General features: G+C 44.1%; 21 protein-coding genes. 17 read left to right on the top strand and 4 right to left on the bottom strand.

Annotated elements, in window-relative coordinates; genetic code table 11:
- The first annotated feature begins 2 nt into the window (after positions 1 to 2).
- From NSQ16_RS11850 to NSQ16_RS11835, 4 genes are read left to right on the top strand one after another with little or no spacing between them, the layout of a single operon-like run.
- Positions 3 to 347, top strand: a complete 345-nt coding sequence (locus NSQ16_RS11850) for an antibiotic biosynthesis monooxygenase (protein WP_041053294.1) — start codon at positions 3 to 5, stop codon at positions 345 to 347.
- Positions 340 to 1,371, top strand: coding sequence for a bifunctional GNAT family N-acetyltransferase/GrpB family protein (locus tag NSQ16_RS11845; RefSeq protein WP_230488247.1), 1,032 nt, complete (start codon positions 340 to 342; stop codon positions 1,369 to 1,371). The genes NSQ16_RS11850 and NSQ16_RS11845 overlap by 8 nt, the downstream gene beginning before the upstream one ends.
- Positions 1,368 to 1,691 carry an iron-sulfur cluster biosynthesis family protein gene (locus NSQ16_RS11840; RefSeq protein ID WP_003226552.1) on the top strand — a complete coding sequence of 108 codons (324 nt, stop codon included), beginning with the start codon at positions 1,368 to 1,370 and terminating at the stop codon, positions 1,689 to 1,691. Before NSQ16_RS11845 ends, NSQ16_RS11840 begins: the two co-directional genes overlap by 4 nt.
- Positions 1,692 to 1,703: 12 nt before the next feature.
- Positions 1,704 to 1,943: a YqkC family protein gene (locus NSQ16_RS11835; protein WP_003230411.1), complete on the top strand. Its 240-nt coding sequence runs from the start codon at positions 1,704 to 1,706 to the stop codon at positions 1,941 to 1,943.
- Between the two features lie 39 nt (positions 1,944 to 1,982).
- On the opposite strand, the gene NSQ16_RS11830 is transcribed toward NSQ16_RS11835, so the two are convergent.
- Complete coding sequence (locus NSQ16_RS11830) at positions 1,983 to 2,900, bottom strand: alpha/beta hydrolase (RefSeq protein ID WP_160221669.1); 918 nt, start codon at positions 2,898 to 2,900, stop codon at positions 1,983 to 1,985.
- A 161-nt stretch (positions 2,901 to 3,061) separates the two neighbouring features.
- Between NSQ16_RS11830 and NSQ16_RS11825 the strand changes: the two genes are divergently transcribed.
- Positions 3,062 to 3,286, top strand: a complete 225-nt coding sequence (locus tag NSQ16_RS11825; protein ID WP_003230416.1) for a YqkE family protein — start codon at positions 3,062 to 3,064, stop codon at positions 3,284 to 3,286.
- Positions 3,287 to 3,317: 31 nt separating this feature from the next.
- Here the strand turns inward: NSQ16_RS11825 and NSQ16_RS11820 are convergent, their stop codons facing one another.
- Positions 3,318 to 4,238: an aldo/keto reductase gene (locus NSQ16_RS11820; RefSeq protein WP_069703881.1), complete on the bottom strand. Its 921-nt coding sequence runs from the start codon at positions 4,236 to 4,238 to the stop codon at positions 3,318 to 3,320.
- A gap of 62 nt (positions 4,239 to 4,300) precedes the next feature.
- A complete protein-coding gene (gene mciZ / locus NSQ16_RS11815) occupies positions 4,301 to 4,423 on the bottom strand; it encodes a Z-ring formation inhibitor MciZ (RefSeq protein WP_003230420.1) in 123 nt (40 codons plus the stop codon).
- Between the two features lie 74 nt (positions 4,424 to 4,497).
- Here mciZ and nudF point away from each other — a divergent pair, with 74 nt between their 5' ends.
- Both nudF and NSQ16_RS11805 read left to right on the top strand, forming a co-directional pair.
- Positions 4,498 to 5,055, top strand: a complete 558-nt coding sequence (gene nudF / locus NSQ16_RS11810) for an ADP-ribose pyrophosphatase (protein ID WP_024572751.1) — start codon at positions 4,498 to 4,500, stop codon at positions 5,053 to 5,055.
- A complete protein-coding gene (locus tag NSQ16_RS11805) occupies positions 5,052 to 6,215 on the top strand; it encodes a TIGR00375 family protein (protein WP_160221668.1) in 1,164 nt (387 codons plus the stop codon). The genes nudF and NSQ16_RS11805 overlap by 4 nt, the downstream gene beginning before the upstream one ends.
- 8 nt (positions 6,216 to 6,223) lie before the next feature.
- On the opposite strand, the gene ansR is transcribed toward NSQ16_RS11805, so the two are convergent.
- Complete coding sequence (gene ansR / locus NSQ16_RS11800; protein WP_017695932.1) at positions 6,224 to 6,574, bottom strand: HTH-type transcriptional regulator AnsR; 351 nt, start codon at positions 6,572 to 6,574, stop codon at positions 6,224 to 6,226.
- Between the two features lie 181 nt (positions 6,575 to 6,755).
- On the opposite strand from ansR, the gene ansA reads away from it, so the two are divergent.
- The 10 genes from ansA to deoB all read left to right on the top strand — a co-directional run bounded on the left by ansA (position 6,756) and on the right by deoB (position 16,318).
- Positions 6,756 to 7,745: an asparaginase gene (gene ansA / locus NSQ16_RS11795; protein ID WP_230488246.1), complete on the top strand. Its 990-nt coding sequence runs from the start codon at positions 6,756 to 6,758 to the stop codon at positions 7,743 to 7,745.
- Positions 7,746 to 7,789: 44 nt separating this feature from the next.
- Positions 7,790 to 9,217, top strand: coding sequence for an aspartate ammonia-lyase (aspA, locus tag NSQ16_RS11790; protein ID WP_014477246.1), 1,428 nt, complete (start codon positions 7,790 to 7,792; stop codon positions 9,215 to 9,217).
- A gap of 140 nt (positions 9,218 to 9,357) precedes the next feature.
- Entirely contained in the window at positions 9,358 to 10,764 is a 1,407-nt protein-coding gene (gene mleN, locus NSQ16_RS11785) for a malate-H+/Na+-lactate antiporter MleN (protein WP_003230432.1), read from the top strand.
- A 17-nt stretch (positions 10,765 to 10,781) separates the two neighbouring features.
- On the top strand, positions 10,782 to 12,101 hold the full coding sequence (locus tag NSQ16_RS11780; RefSeq protein WP_004398731.1) for an NAD-dependent malic enzyme: 1,320 nt from the start codon (positions 10,782 to 10,784) through the stop codon (positions 12,099 to 12,101).
- A gap of 99 nt (positions 12,102 to 12,200) precedes the next feature.
- The gene (locus NSQ16_RS11775; RefSeq protein ID WP_064671054.1) at positions 12,201 to 12,416 is read left to right on the top strand and encodes a hypothetical protein; all 216 of its coding nucleotides are present in this window, start codon (positions 12,201 to 12,203) and stop codon (positions 12,414 to 12,416) included.
- Positions 12,417 to 12,516: 100 nt separating this feature from the next.
- Positions 12,517 to 13,161 (top strand): stage II sporulation protein M, encoded by a 645-nt coding sequence (gene spoIIM, locus NSQ16_RS11770; protein ID WP_004398593.1) that lies wholly within the window; start codon positions 12,517 to 12,519, stop codon positions 13,159 to 13,161.
- A gap of 112 nt (positions 13,162 to 13,273) precedes the next feature.
- The gene (gene fur / locus NSQ16_RS11765; protein WP_003223972.1) at positions 13,274 to 13,723 is read left to right on the top strand and encodes a ferric iron uptake transcriptional regulator; all 450 of its coding nucleotides are present in this window, start codon (positions 13,274 to 13,276) and stop codon (positions 13,721 to 13,723) included.
- Between the two features lie 124 nt (positions 13,724 to 13,847).
- On the top strand, positions 13,848 to 14,075 hold the full coding sequence (locus NSQ16_RS11760; RefSeq protein WP_014477240.1) for a YqzK family protein: 228 nt from the start codon (positions 13,848 to 13,850) through the stop codon (positions 14,073 to 14,075).
- Between the two features lie 7 nt (positions 14,076 to 14,082).
- Positions 14,083 to 14,973 (top strand): site-specific tyrosine recombinase XerD, encoded by an 891-nt coding sequence (gene xerD, locus NSQ16_RS11755; RefSeq protein ID WP_033884653.1) that lies wholly within the window; start codon positions 14,083 to 14,085, stop codon positions 14,971 to 14,973.
- A gap of 160 nt (positions 14,974 to 15,133) precedes the next feature.
- Positions 15,134 to 16,318: a phosphopentomutase gene (gene deoB / locus NSQ16_RS11750; RefSeq protein ID WP_015251776.1), complete on the top strand. Its 1,185-nt coding sequence runs from the start codon at positions 15,134 to 15,136 to the stop codon at positions 16,316 to 16,318.
- Positions 16,319 to 16,320 lie beyond the last annotated feature (2 nt).

Genomic DNA, 16,320 nt, shown 5'->3' with positions numbered 1-16,320 from the left:
ATATGATGGATTTTTTATCAAAAACACCTGAGCCTCCTTACTATGCAGTCATTTTTTCTTCTGTCAAAAGCGAAAATGACACAGGATATGGAGAAACAGCGGAGCGGATGGTATCACTTGCGGCGGATCAACCTGGATTTTTAGGCGTGGAAAGCGTACGTGAAGCGGATGGAAGGGGCATCACAGTTTCCTATTGGGACAGTATGGACGCAATTAACCATTGGAGGCATCACACTGAACATCAAGCGGCAAAAGAAAAAGGAAAAAGCGTTTGGTACGAGTCGTATGCAGTCCGCGTCGCAAAAGTCGACAGACAGCGGCTGTTTCAGGAGAACACGAATGATTGAATTTCTCCAGCATAAGGAAGCCACTATAGCGCGTGAGATTTTAGCCGTACAGATCCCCGCCTACATAAAGGAAACAGAGATTATCGGTTTTGACGGTATTCCCGCTTTACAAGAGAAGGTGAAGGATATTCAAGCATCCCATGAACGGTTTGCGGGATATCGGAAAAACGGCAAGCTGATCGGTGTCATTTCATATGAGAAAAACATGCATCATCTCACCATTTGCAGGCTTGTTGTGCATCCTGACGGTTTCAGAAAAGGAATTGGACGAGCACTTCTGCAATTTGTCATTGATCATAATAAAGACGCTGAGAAAATCGAAGTAGTCACAGCCGAGAACAATACCCCGGCCGTGTCACTCTATACACAGGCTGGATTCCAAAAGGCAGAAACCGTCAAAGCAGCGCAGGGTCTATTGCTGTCGGTCTTTCATTTGTATCCGAAAAGAAAAGTTGAGGTCATTCTCTACAACGAAAAATGGGCAGAATGTTTCGATGAAGAAAAAGAACGGCTGAAACTTGTGTTCGGGCCGGAGATTATCGCTGTTCATCACATCGGAAGCACATCGATACCGAACATGGCAGCGAAGCCAATCATTGATATGTTAATTGAAGTCAGAAGCATTGAAGCCGTGAGCCAATTTGATGAACAAATGAAGGCTAACGGCTATACACCAAAAGGTGAGAACGGCATAGCGGGCAGGCGTTATTTCCAAAAGGGCGGAAATAAACGCACTCATCATGTCCATATGTACGAACAGGGAAACCCTGCTATTGAAAGGCATCTGTTATTCAGAGATTATCTCAGAGCTCATCCAAACATAGAGAAAGAATACGCCGTTCTCAAAAAACGGCTGGCGGCCCAGCATCCTGACAGCATCAATCAGTACATACAAGGGAAAGATGAGTGGATCAAGACTGCAGAAGAAAATGCGAAGCGGTGGAAAAAAGGCAGAAACAATGCGAATGGCAGTGTTGTATGCTACAATAGCGAAAATGATGAAAACGGGGGTTTCACCTTATGAACATACATGTGACAGATGCAGCAAAACAGGCACTGCAGCAGGCGTTTGACGCCAACCCGGGAAAAAAAGCCCAGCTTCGTTACGATGCAGAAGGATGCGGCTGCGCTGTAAGCGGTGTCCCGACAATCTGGCTGGCAGAAGAATTAACGGGACAGTGCGAGCAGCTGGAAACGAACGGCATTCCGCTGTATATCCAATCGTCGCAAAAAGTGTTTTTTGACGATCAAATGACGATCGATTACAATGAAAAAGCCAAAACATTGGCGCTGAAAAGCCCGGCTGAAATGCTCAGCCCCAGAATGAGCATATTAGTAAAGTAGGAGACGCGAAACGTGGAACAAAAGCTGAAGGCAATGAAGAACACAGCACAAAATAAAACGTGGGTATCCTTCCTGAATCAAAACCATCCCTATACCTTGCTTCACTGGTCAATCGGAGGAGCAGAGTCCATCAAGAAAGATGTCTGGCTATTGCAGGATGAAATGACCTTCGAGACGCAGGAGTTTACAACGATAGATCTTGCGATTGAATGGATCAGAGAAAATATGGATGGCATTACCGACGTTCTGTAACATAAAAAAGCGAAAGAGCCGAAGAGGCCTTTCGCTTTTTTATTCTGTTGAATCATTCATGTTGTCTAAAAACTCCTGCACTGTTTTTCGGTACGTATCCCGATTTTTGGTATATGACATGGCGTGTTCACCGTTCTCGGCAATGTACAGCGCTTTTGGACCGCGTTTCTTTTCATAAAGCCGCTCGGTTGAAGAAACAGGAATGTAGTCATCATCCTTACTGTGAATAAAGAGGACCGGCTTTTCAATTTTATCAATGACAGCAAGCGGAGATACTTCGCGTGCGCGATAGCCGCCCCTCAGCTTCAAAAAGAAGTCGGCGATAGGGAGCAGGGGCCAAGACGGGAGCCTGTATTCCGCTCTCAGCCGGTAGGCAAGCTGTTCATCAAAACAAGCGAACGGACAATCGGCAATATAAAAATCAGCGCCATCGCTGCAGTGTGCACCAGCATAAAGCAGGGCGGTCACAGCCCCCATCGACTCACCATGAATTCCGATCAATCCGCGATGATTTGTTTTGTTTTTGAGCCAGCTGACAACCTTATTGAGATCATCCTTTTCGTAAAACCCGTAGCTGGTCGTCTTTCCGCCGCTTTGGCCATGCCGGCGGTGGTCATAAATGAGCACATTCCAGCCGAGATCAAGAAATAAATGCATATACTTAAGAGAATTCAGCACATTCATGGTTACCCCGTGGCAGATGATGATGGTATTTGGTGTGTCATGCGGTGCGACATGGTATCCTTTTATGTCGTACCCGTAAGCGGAGGGTATCACAAAAGCGGTTTTCTCCATTTGCTCAAATGATTCAAACACATCATGTCCGTTGTCTGTCTCTCTTTTGATAATGTCTTCATCCGTTTTTCTCTTGATGAATAGAATCATATTCGAAAAAACAATTCCGATTGCGATGACAGCTGTTACGAGCGCGCCAATGGCCAAAAGGATTTTCTTCAAAAGTCACAGCACCTTTCAACGAAATATATAGGCAATTCGTGTTTAAGATCATTATACCTAAACACTGCTACGCTGAGAAAGTGATCAGAAGAGAGTCTGCTTGTTCAGTTTATATGCTCCGTGATAAACTGGCTTCAAAACAAAACATGGGGGAAGTCTGAATGAAAAAACAAAAATCCGCTGACAAACACCAGCTAAAAGACGGCCTTCAATCCGATATCAAAGCAAAGCTTATGGAGATGAAGAGCCAATTGAAGGAAGAGGATGAAAAGAGGCAGGAAAGAGAAAAAGCAGAACAGATCAGAAAGAAAAAAGAGATCGAAAAAAATAAGAGCTTTGAAGAACTCCTAAATGAAAGCCAAATGGATTGGCATCAATATAAATAAACCAGCACCTGTACGGGTGCTGGTTTTTCTGCTATGAGCGATGAGCTTTGTAAATGTCTTGTTTCGTATGAGATTGGAGCGCTTTGATTTCCTCCTCGGTTAAACGCCGTGCATTTGCTGCCTGAATATTTTCCCGTAACTGCTCAATCTTACTGGCGCCTGTAATCACTGAAGCGACAGCCGGCTGTGCTAGCAGATACTGCAGCGACTTTTCTGTCATGGAAAGATCGGGAGCCACTTCCTCCATTGCCTTGCGTGCATTTGTCAGTTCCTCGAATGAATAGGACAAGTACCCGTTTTGTTTCATACTGTCTGAAGCTTGATCAAGCGGTTTTTCAGTTAAGAGCCCTTTGGCAACAGGACCTCTGGCGACTACGCTGATTTGATGTTCCTCTAAAAGCGGGAGCCATTCCTCAGGGCGTCTGTCAAACAGGCTGAATTGCATCATAATGCTGACGATGTTTGATTTTTTTACATATTCTTTAATCACATTCGGGCGGATGGAAGAAATGCCGTAGTAGCGGACGACACCTTCTTGTTTTAATTCCTCAAACGCTTCAATCGTTTCATCAATGTTGTCCTCTATCGTGCCGCCGTGAAGCTGATAAAGGTCGATATAATCTGTTTTCAGCCGTGTAAGGCTCTTTTTTACAGCCTCTTTTATGTAAGCTTTTGAAGGGTCCCAATACCAGCCCTCGCTTCCGTCATCCCAACGGTTTCCCGCTTTTGTTGCCAGTATAATATCCTGGCGTCTGTTTTGGATCGCATCACCGACAATTTCTTCGTTGCGTCCCCGGTCATACAAATCCGCTGTGTCCAAATAGTTGATGCCAAGCTCGATCGCTTCATCCAAAATGGACAATGCTTTGTTTTTTTCAGTTCCAAGAGACATACAGCCGAGTCCGACTTCACTAATGTCTAAATCAGATGTACCCAATTTGCGCTTTCTCATGTGCACACTCCTTTTTTAGGCTTTGTATTGACCGTAATATAAAGGAGCTAAAGTTTCAACTTTTATGGCTTTGAGATCCAATCTTTCACATATTGAAATGTGCGTCCATACTCTTTTAACTTCGCCCGAATTTCCCAAGCTTTTCCGACTAAGACAACACCTTTTGGCATGCGGTGCACTTTCACGAAGAAGCCCCCTTTTGCTCTAGTATGATAAAATGTATGGGGCATCATATAGAGACAGAACGGGAGATGAAGAAATGAAATCATTAGAAGAAAAAACAATTGCCAAAGAACAGATCTTTTCGGGTAAAGTCATTGATCTTTATGTCGAGGATGTAGAGCTGCCAAACGGCAAAGCCAGTAAACGTGAAATTGTGAAACACCCTGGAGCTGTAGCGGTACTAGCCGTCACAGATGAAGGGAAAATCATCATGGTCAAACAATTCCGTAAGCCGCTTGAGCGGACGATCGTTGAAATTCCGGCCGGTAAGCTTGAAAAAGGTGAGGAGCCGGAGTATACGGCACTTCGGGAACTTGAAGAGGAGACCGGTTATACAGCAAAAAAACTGACAAAAATAACTGCGTTTTATACATCACCCGGATTTGCAGATGAAATCGTTCACGTTTTTCTTGCTGAGGAGCTTTCTGTGCTTGAAGAAAAACGGGAGCTTGATGAGGACGAGTTTGTTGAAGTGATGGAGGTGACGCTTGAAGATGCGCTAAAGCTGGTTGAATTGCGTGAAGTATATGATGCTAAAACAGCCTACGCGATTCAGTATCTTCAACTGAAAGAAGCGCTCCAAGCACAAAAATGAAAAAGATTTACGCGGATTTGCACATTCATATCGGCCGAACCTTTACAGGAAGGGCTGTCAAAATAACAGGCGCCAAAACATTAACGCTGGACAGAATTTTGGTTGAAGCCAGTGAACATAAAGGAATTGAACTCCTCGGCATTATCGACTGTCATTCTCCGGAAGTCATTCTAGAGCTTGAGGAAGGCATTTCATCTGGAAAATATCGCGAGCTTGACGGGGGAGGAATCCGTTATCGCAGCACGACTCTTTTATTGGGGAGCGAGCTGGAGATTTATGATGAAGCCTGCAGCGGACCGATCCATGTGCTCGTATTTATGCCGACGCTGGCTGATATGAAACAGTTTTCAAACTGGCTGTCAGCCCGGCTGAAAAATATTCATTTGAGCTCGCAGCGGATTTATGAAACGGGCTTAAACCTGCAAAAAAAAGTGCAGGATATGGGCGGCCTGTTTATCCCCGCCCATATCTTTACGCCGCATAAAAGCTTATATGGAAAAGGGGTTAAATCAAGCTTAACTGAGGTTTTTGATCCATCTATGATAGACGCGGTGGAGCTTGGATTAAGCTGTGATACAGACATGGCATCACACGTATCGCAATTGAATCCGTATCCTTTTTTAACAAATTCTGATGCGCATTCGTTGGGGAAAATCGGCAGAGAATATAATGAATTATATGTGCAGTCAGCTGATTTTACTGAATTTGCTCTTGCATTAAAGGGACAAGATGACAGGAAAATTATCGCAAATTACGGCTTGGACCCGTTATTGGGGAAATATTATCAGACCGCTTGCGAAGCGTGCGGAGAGCCTGCTGTAAGCGGGGAAACAGCGTGCGCGAATTGCGGAAATGCTAGATTTACCAAAGGAGTCAGCGAAAGATTACGTGAATTGAGTGATCAGCTTGAAGATCGCGTCCCGCGTCCGCGATATGTACATCAGATCCCGCTGCAATTTGTTCCGGGTGTAGGCCCGAAAACGCTGGACAAACTAAAAAAAGCCTTCGGAACAGAAATGGCTGTTCTTCATGAGGCTGCAGAAGAAGATTTGGCTCGCGTTGTCCCGCCGAAAACCGCGGCGCTTATCGTAAAAGCGAGATCCGGAAAATTGGAATTGAAAGCCGGAGGAGGAGGAACCTACGGTAAAATTAAACCGTGAGCTAAAGATTAACTCAGTTCCTCCTGTACTTTTCTTTTTGTGCGTATAAAGGTAATCAGCTGGATGATTTCATCTTCACTCAGCGGCTTGCCATCAACAGAAATGGTAAAGTCAAGGCTGCTCCACGTGGCCAATTCTATGGCCTGAGGAGCAGTCTGCTTTTGTTTCTCGCGGCCTAAAAGTTCATCGCAGGTTGTGTCAAAGAGGTCAGCCAGCATGGCAAGCGCTTCAAGTGAAGGTCGTCGGTAGCCTGACTCGTAGCCGGCATATGTGCTTTTTGCGATACCGAGAAGGTCAGCTGTATATTGAAGCGACCAATTTTTCTTTTTTCTCAATTCAGTTAAACGATCTAGATTCATGAACTTCCGCTCCTTTTTCACCTTGAGCTGATTATATCATATAGGTATTAGGAAGTGTACGCGAATTGAATAATAATGTCTTGCGTATTTTATTTTCCGTGTCTATAATTGCATTAAAAGTATGCGAAAAGCGAATACCTTCTCGCAACCCATCTTTAGATACAGTGAAGAGGTGCATGGTATGAAAAAATTATTGATGTTGACAACTGGGGGAACGATTGCTTCAGTTGAAGGGGAAAATGGGCTGGCTCCCGGAGTCAAGGCTGATGAATTATTAAGTTACGTATCAAAACTTGATAACGATTACACAATGGAAACTCAGTCGCTTATGAATATAGACAGCACCAATATGCAGCCTGAATACTGGGTGGAAATAGCAGAAGCCGTTAAGGAAAATTATGATGCCTATGACGGGTTTGTTATTACTCACGGTACAGATACAATGGCCTATACATCTGCCGCACTATCGTATATGCTGCAGCATGCCAAAAAGCCGATTGTCATCACCGGCTCGCAGATTCCGATCACGTTCCAAAAAACCGATGCCAAAAAAAATATTACAGATGCCATTCGATTTGCCTGTGAAGGCGTGGGCGGCGTTTATGTTGTGTTTGATGGCAGAGTCATTCAGGGAACACGTGCGATCAAATTAAGAACGAAAAGCTACGACGCATTTGAAAGCATCAATTACCCATATATCGCTTTTATCAATGAAGACGGGATCGAATACAACAAACAAGTAACGGAACCTGAGAACGACACCTTCACAGTTGACACTTCACTATGCACAGATGTATGTCTGCTGAAGCTGCATCCAGGCTTAAAGCCCGAAATGTTTGATGCCCTGAAAAGCATGTACAAAGGAATTGTCATTGAGAGTTATGGCAGCGGAGGGGTGCCGTTTGAAGGCAGAGACATTTTGTCAAAAGTGAATGAACTGATCGAAAGCGGCATTGTCGTCGTCATTACGACTCAATGTCTTGAAGAAGGCGAAGACATGAGCATTTACGAGGTTGGCCGCAGAGTCAACCAAGACTTAATTATCCGATCAAGAAATATGAACACAGAAGCAATTGTGCCAAAATTGATGTGGGCGCTAGGTCAGTCTTCGGATCTTCCTATCGTCAAGAGAATTATGGAAACGCCGATAGCTGATGACGTTGTCCTGTAAAATGTAAAAACGATAACCAGCAAAGAGAAAGAAGGTTAAAGATTATGTTAAACGGCCAAAAAGAATATCGCGTGGAAAAAGACTTCCTTGGGGAAAAACAAATTGAAGCAGATGTTTATTACGGAATTCAGACGCTCCGTGCTTCTGAAAATTTCCCGATCACAGGATACAAAATCCATGAGGAAATGATTAACGCACTGGCGATTGTGAAAAAAGCTGCGGCTCTTGCCAACATGGACGTGAAACGGCTGTATGAAGGAATTGGCCAAGCTATCGTACAAGCCGCTGACGAGATTCTGGAAGGCAAGTGGCACGATCAGTTTATCGTCGATCCGATTCAGGGCGGTGCCGGAACTTCTATGAACATGAACGCGAATGAGGTTATCGGAAACCGGGCGCTTGAAATCATGGGACATAAAAAGGGAGATTATATCCATTTAAGTCCAAACACACATGTGAACATGTCACAGTCTACGAACGATGTGTTCCCGACTGCTATTCATATTTCCACATTGAAGCTCTTAGAAAAACTGCTGAAAACAATGGAAGATATGCATAGTGTGTTTAAGCAAAAAGCACAGGAGTTTGACTCTGTTATTAAAATGGGCCGGACACACCTTCAAGATGCGGTTCCGATCCGTCTTGGCCAGGAATTCGAAGCTTACAGCCGTGTTCTCGAGCGTGATATCAAACGAATCAAGCAATCGCGCCAGCACCTGTATGAAGTCAACATGGGCGCAACTGCTGTTGGTACAGGGCTGAACGCTGATCCTGAATATATCAAACAGGTAGTAAAGCACCTTGCTGATATTAGTGGGCTTCCTCTTGTCGGCGCTGACCATCTTGTTGATGCGACACAAAATACAGATGCCTATACAGAGGTATCAGCTTCATTAAAAGTCTGCATGATGAACATGTCGAAGATCGCAAACGACCTGCGCTTAATGGCGTCGGGACCGCGCGCCGGACTTGCGGAAATTTCTCTGCCTGCACGTCAGCCGGGTTCATCTATTATGCCGGGGAAAGTCAATCCGGTTATGGCGGAGCTGATCAACCAAATTGCGTTCCAGGTTATCGGAAACGACAATACAATCTGCCTTGCTTCAGAAGCCGGCCAGCTTGAGTTGAACGTCATGGAGCCCGTGCTTGTCTTTAATTTGCTTCAATCCATCAGCATCATGAACAACGGCTTCCGTTCGTTCACTGACAACTGCTTAAAAGGCATTGAAGCCAACGAAAAGCGGTTGAAGCAATACGTAGAAAAAAGCGCAGGCGTGATCACAGCTGTCAATCCGCATCTTGGATATGAAGCGGCTGCCAGAATTGCCAGGGAAGCGATTATGACAGGCCAATCAGTCCGTGACCTTTGCCTGCAGCATGATGTGCTGACAGAAGAAGAATTGGATATTATTTTAAACCCATATGAGATGACCAAACCAGGTATCGCAGGGAAAGAACTATTAGAAAAATAAAATTTGTATAAAATACAGCTTATTCATCTCCGAATAGTCGGATGAATAAGCTGTTTACAACATAGGGATGAGGAAGTATAGTATACGTGTTGCACTATATATTGAAAGCGTTTTAGCTTTTACATGAAGGGGGACTTCTTTTGAAGGATGTAAGATTGCCAACACTATTTGAAATTATTATTGTACTAGGAGTATTTTTAGCACTTGTTCTATCGTTTACAGTCTTTCTCGACTTGCCGATACAGCTGGCGCTTTTTGTTTCATGGTTTATTGCAATGCTTTTAGGTATAAGACTCGGTTATTCTTATAAAGATTTACAAAATGCGATTGTACATGGGATATCAAATGGCCTTGAAGCCGTACTGATTCTCGTTTCAGTTGGGGCGCTCATCGGAACATGGATTGCCGGAGGCGTTGTGCCGACTTTGATTTATTACGGACTGGAATTTATTCACCCAAGTATCTTTTTACTGGCAACGTTAATTATTTGTTCCATTATGTCTGTGGCAACAGGAACGTCATGGGGAACAGTCGGAACTGCTGGCATTGCCATGATCGCAATTGGAGAGGGTTTAGGCATTCCGCTTCCTCTAGTAGCGGGAGCTATTCTTTCAGGTGCTTATTTTGGGGACAAGCTGTCTCCGCTGTCTGACAGTACAGTTCTAGCTTCTTCACTATCAAAAGTCGATGTATTGGCTCACGTGAGAGCAATGCTTTATTTATCAATACCTGCTTATGTCATTACAGCTATACTCTTTACAGTTGTTGGATTTATGTACGGCGGGAAAAATATTGATCTTGATAAAGTTGAATTCTTAAAATCATCTTTGCAAAACACGTTTGACATTCATATTTGGATGCTGATCCCGGCAGTTCTCGTCATAGTCTTATTGGCGATGAAAAAGCCATCTATGCCGGTTATCGTAATTGGCGCTTTACTCGGTGCAATCTGGGCTGTTGTTTTCCAAGGAATGGATATTGCCCATGCGATTGCAACTGCGTACAACGGCTTCTCTATTAAAACTGATGTTGAATTTTTGAACGGCTTGTTAAACCGCGGTGGAATTGTCGGTATGCTTGATTCTCTCGTCGTCATCATCTTTGGCCTTGGTTTTGGCGGTCTGCTTGAGAAGCTCGGCGTGTTAAAAGTCATTGTTTCAACGTTTGAAAAGAAATTAACTTCAGCCGGCAATGTCACATTGTCTACACTGATCGTAGCGTTTTTAGCAAACATCTTCGGCTGTGCGATGTATGTATCCCTTATTTTGACTCCGAAAATTATGGAAGACAGCTATGATCGCTTACATCTGGACAGAAGAGTGTTATCACGTAACTCAGAGGTCGGGGGAACATTGACTTCGGGGATGGTTCCTTGGTCTGATAATGGGATTTACATGGCTGGTATTTTAGGTGTTTCTACCTTCTCTTATCTGCCGTTTATGTGGCTCAGTTTTGTAGCAATAGGTCTTGCAATTATCTATGGTTATACAGGAAAATTTATATGGTATACGAAAAACAATACAGTTAAAGCCGAAAAACTAGGCTAATAGGGGAGGATCACTGAATGATAGCGAAACACATGATTCGGACACTGATGATCGAAACGCCTTCGGTTCCCGGAAATCTTGGAAGGGTGGCTACGGCCATCGGCCTTCTGGGCGGGGATATTGGTGAAGTGGAGACGGTAAAAGTCGGACCCAATTACACAATGCGGAATATTACCGTTCAAGTGGAGAATGAAGAACAGCTTCAGGAAGTGATCGCGGCTGTACAGGCCCTCGGAGAAGGGATCAGGCTTCACACCGTATCTGATGAAGTCCTGTCCGCACATGAAGGCGGAAAAATCCAAATGAAAAGCAAAATGCCGATCCGTTCACTGGCAGAGCTGGGACGTGTCTACACACCAGGTGTTGCGGACGTGTGCCGACTGATCGAAAAAGAACCTGAAAAAGCTTCTATTTATACAACGATCAGCAATTCTGTTGCAATTGTAACGGATGGAACCGCAATTTTAGGCCTTGGGAATATCGGCTCTGTGGCTGGCATGCCTGTCATGGAAGGAAAGGCTGCTTTGTTTGATCAGCTGGCGGGTATTAGCGGCATTCCGATACTTCTTGATACGAGTGATCCTGAAGAAATCATCAAAACAGTAAAACATATTTCTCCGGGCTTTAGCGGCATCCTTCTTGAGGATATCGGTTCGCCGCATTGTTTTGAAATCGAGGATCGCCTAAAAGAGGAGCTGAACATCCCTGTTATGCACGATGACCAGCATGGTACAGCTGTAGTGACGCTGGCAGCTGCCATTTCGGCATGCAGGAGTGCGGGGGTTGACCTGAAGGAAGCGAAAGTGGGGCAAATCGGCCTTGGTGCAGCAGGCGTGGCCATCTGCCGGATGTTCATGGCTTATGGTGTGAATGCTGTGTACGGAACAGATAAATCAGAGTCAGCAATGAACCGTCTCGAACAATACGGCGGACAGGCAGTTTCCAGTATTGAGGAGCTCATGGAAACATGTGATATTGTCATTGCTACAACGGGCGTTCCGGGTTTAATAAAACCTGCATTTGTACGTTCTGGTCAAGTGATTTTGGCTTTATCGAATCCGAAGCCGGAAATTGAGCCGGAGGCCGCACTGCAGGCTGGCGCCGCATATGCAGCTGACGGGCGTTCTGTTAATAATGTACTCGGTTTTCCGGGGATTTTTAGAGGAGCGCTTAACGCAAAAAGCACGGAGATTAATCATGATATGCTTGTCGCAGCAGCAGAGGCCATCGCAGCTTGCACTAAACAAGGTGATGTTGTCCCTCAGCCGCTTGATTCAAAAGTCCATCATGCTGTAGCGGCAGCTGTCGAGCATGCAGCTCTTACAGCAGTGAAATAAATGTAGCTAAACAGCACCTGTCGTAGCAGGTGCTGTTTTTTTCTTATCATTGTTCAATTTTGTTATCATTACTATGAAAATAAAAAAGGGAGTGATCACATGGCAAAAAGCCAAGCGAAAAAGAAGCGGGAGCATCGATTGAGAAACGGCGGACGTGACGTCTTATTATCAAGAGGCAGCACACCATCTTTCAGCACACATGAAAGAATGACAAAAAGCAAAAAAGAGTTTTTGAATAAACGGAAGCATAAGAATCCTTATGATCATACAGCAGTTGATGATAAGGATTTTTTTGTGCCCCAAAAAGCCGCCTAGCATTCGTCTCTATCGTTTCTTTTTGAAAAAGGGCATGTTTTTCCGTTTCTTTCATACAATCTATTAAATCAAATCACTAGAACGGGCGGGAGGAAACGGTATGCGAAAAATCTCTTATAAGGACATGTTTCTCAGGCATGTCAAAGATCATCTCTCTCTTTATATATTTGTGTCAGTGCTGTTTTTTATGGGTGTCATCTTTGGCGCGATTATTGTCAACAGTATGACCATCAGCCAGAAAGAAGATTTATACTACTACTTAAGTCAATTTTTTGGACAGCTTTCGGATGGAAAACAGGCAAGTTCAGCTGATATGTTTGGGCAAAGTATTTTTCATAATGCAAAGTATTTAGGCCTGATGTGGATACTGGGAATTTCCGTCATTGGGATGCCGATTATTTTCATTATGATCTTTCTGAAAGGGATCGTCGTCGGCTTTACTGTCGGGTTCCTAGTCAATCAGATGGGAGTAAGCGGTTTTTTCCTATCTTTTGTCTCCGTTTTGCCGCAAAATGTGCTGCTGATTCCGGCTTATCTCATTATGGGCACATGTGCAATTGCGTTTTCTTTAAAGTTAATCAGACAGCTGTTCGTGAAACGAAGCCTGCATGACGCGCCGATTCAATGGTTCGGGCGGTATGCCTTTGTGCTGCTGGTCATTCTGTTTTTAGCGCTGATCTCATCTCTGTTTGAAGCATACTTATCTCCTGTTTTAATGGAAAAGCTTACATCTAGACTTTTTTAAAATCATTATTAAAAGAAAACCATTTTATTTATCAGTTTATAATAATTATAGTTGGAACTCTGCGCGTATTTTGTTATAATGAGTCATGGAATGCGGCGTAGGAGGGAAAGACATGGAAAACCGTATTGATCGTATTAAGAAACAACTGCACTCATCCAGCTATAAACTTACGCCACAGCGTGAAGCGACAGTAAGAGTGCTGCTTGAAAACGAAGAAGACCATTTAAGCGCAGAAGATGTATACCTCCTCGTAAAAGAGAAATCTCCTGAGATCGGTCTCGCTACAGTATACCGTACGCTTGAATTATTAACTGAATTAAAAGTCGTAGATAAAATTAACTTTGGAGACGGTGTGTCCCGTTACGACCTTCGGAAAGAGGGCGCAGCTCACTTTCATCACCACTTGGTGTGCATGGAGTGCGGAGCCGTTGATGAAATTGAAGAAGATTTGCTTGAAGACGTGGAAGAAATTATTGAACGTGATTGGAAATTTAAGATTAAAGATCATAGATTGACGTTTCACGGCATTTGCCACCGCTGTAACGGAAAAGAAACTGAATAGACGGTGCCGAGCGCGAACCTTTTCTCATAGGGAAAGGGTTTTTTGCTGTTTCTATGTATAAAACCTTTCTGATTTGGCATATGGTTTATATAACTGGAACAATAGAGAAAGGATCGATTAGGACATGGGAAGATTCCTGAAAACAGCTGTCGATGCATTGAAAGTTTTCATCCTGTTTACCGGTTTTACCGCTTTGTTCTATTATGCTATGATATGGGTGAATCAAGAGTATGAAAACTATCATCGGTATGATAAACCGGAAGGCTCCGCTGTAAAAGTTGTTGAAATGGATCAGGATGAAAAAGGCGGATGGCTCGACCGGTTGATCTTTTTTTACCAAAACGGGGAGTAGATCAAGAGTGAAAGATCAAATAAAGGATTTCATCCACTACGTCATGGTAGAGAGAGGGCTCTCTCAAAATACGATCGTATCCTATGAACGTGACTTAAAAAACTATTCTCTCTACTTAACAGAAACCCTTCATGTGACGGATTGGAATCACGTTACCCGCATACATATTATCCAATACTTAAAGCATTTGAAGGACTCGGGGAAATCCGGCAAGACATCGGCGCGGCATTTGGCATCCATTCGCTCTTTTCATCAATTTCTGCTCAGGGAAAAAGTAACGGATAAGGACCCTTCCGTTCATATCGAAACACAAAAGACGGAACGGGCGCTTCCGAAGGTGCTCGCACTCAATGAAGTCGAGCGATTATTGGACACGCCTAAGCTGACGAGCCCTTTCGGATATCGGGATAAAGCAATGCTGGAGCTGCTTTATGCGACAGGCATACGAGTCAGTGAAATGATTGAATTGAAAACGGCTGATGTTCATTTATCTATGGGGTTTATCCGATGCTTCGGCAAAGGAAGAAAAGAACGGATTGTGCCAATCGGTGAAGCCGCTGCTTCCGCCATTGAGGAATATATGACAAAAGCCAGGGGAAAACTGTTAAAAAATAATGTATCTGACGCCCTCTTTTTAAATCATCACGGCAAACAGATCAGCCGCCAGGGATTTTGGAAGAACCTGAAAAAAATCGCGTTGGAAGCCGGCATTAAGAAAGAGCTGACTCCACATACACTCAGGCATTCCTTTGCGACGCATCTGCTTGAGAACGGGGCAGATTTAAGAGCGGTGCAGGAAATGCTTGGTCATGCGGATATATCCACGACGCAAATATATACGCATGTGACGAAAACAAGGCTGAAGGATGTGTACAAGCAGTTTCATCCGCGAGCATAGCCGCAGGTGGCTGCGGCTTTTTTGTTTAGAGCGACAGAAAATATTGAAGTTTCTCATTATTTCCAAATACATTGTCAACGGGAATGAAAACGGTTTATACTTGAGTTGTCAGACCTCTTAGCGATACAATAGACGTATAGAAAAAAAGGAGGCTTTCAAGATGCCTGCATACAAATATAATCGTGTGTTTTTAATTGTGATGGACTCAGTCGGAATCGGCGAAGCGCCGGATGCCGCTGACTTTAATGACGAAGGCGCTCATACGCTCGGTCATATTGCCGAGCATATGAACGGATTACATATGCCGAATATGGCAAAGCTCGGCCTTGGTCTTATCGAAGATATCAAAGGTGTAGAAAAAACAGAACATCCGCTTGCCTATTATGGAAAAATGCAAGAAGCGTCAAACGGAAAAGATACGATGACTGGCCATTGGGAGATTATGGGTTTATACATTGATAAACCGTTTAAAGTGTTCCCGGAAGGCTTTCCTGATGAATTGCTTCAAGAACTTGAAAAGAGATCTGGACGCAAAATTATTGGAAACAAGCCGGCTTCCGGCACAGCGATTTTGGATGAACTTGGCCAGGAGCACATGGAGACAGGGGCTTTAATTGTTTACACGTCTGCTGACTCTGTTCTGCAAATTGCCGCTCACGAAGAGGTTGTGCCGCTTGAGGAGTTGTATCGCATTTGCGAAACGGCGAGAGAGCTGACGCTTGATCCGAAATATATGGTTGGCCGCATTATTGCACGGCCGTTCGTCGGAGAGCCGGGTCAATTCAAACGGACGCCAAACCGCCATGACTATGCCCTTAAACCGTTTGATCGCACTGTCATGAATGAATTGAAAGACAGCGGCTTAGATGTGATTTCAATCGGTAAAATCTCTGATATTTACGACGGAGAAGGCATTACTTCTTCACGCAGAACGGTTTCCAATATGGACGGAATGGACAAGGTGATCGATACGCTGGGAGAAGACTTTACGGGTCTGAGCTTTGCGAACCTTGTTGATTTTGACGCGTTATTCGGACACCGCCGTGACCCTGAAGGTTACGGACGCGCGCTTGAAGAATTTGATGCGCGGCTTCCGGAAGTGTTTGAAAAAATGAGAGAAGACGATCTGTTAATTATTACAGCCGACCATGGCAATGATCCGATTCATCATGGGACTGACCATACACGCGAGTATGTGCCGATTCTCGCTTACAGCAAAAAACATAAGAAAGCGCAAATGCTGCCGCTTGCAGATACATTTGCTGATATCGGCGCAACGATCGCTGATAATTTCCAAACGAATAAACCGAAATACGGGAAAAGCTTTTTATCTTTATTACAATAGGG

This window comes from Bacillus sp. PS108 (assembly GCF_037963335.1).
GTDB lineage: Bacteria > Bacillota > Bacilli > Bacillales > Bacillaceae > Bacillus > Bacillus subtilis.
The sequence above is the reverse complement of the archived record's forward strand: the minus strand, read 5'-3'. Positions and strand labels throughout refer to the sequence as shown.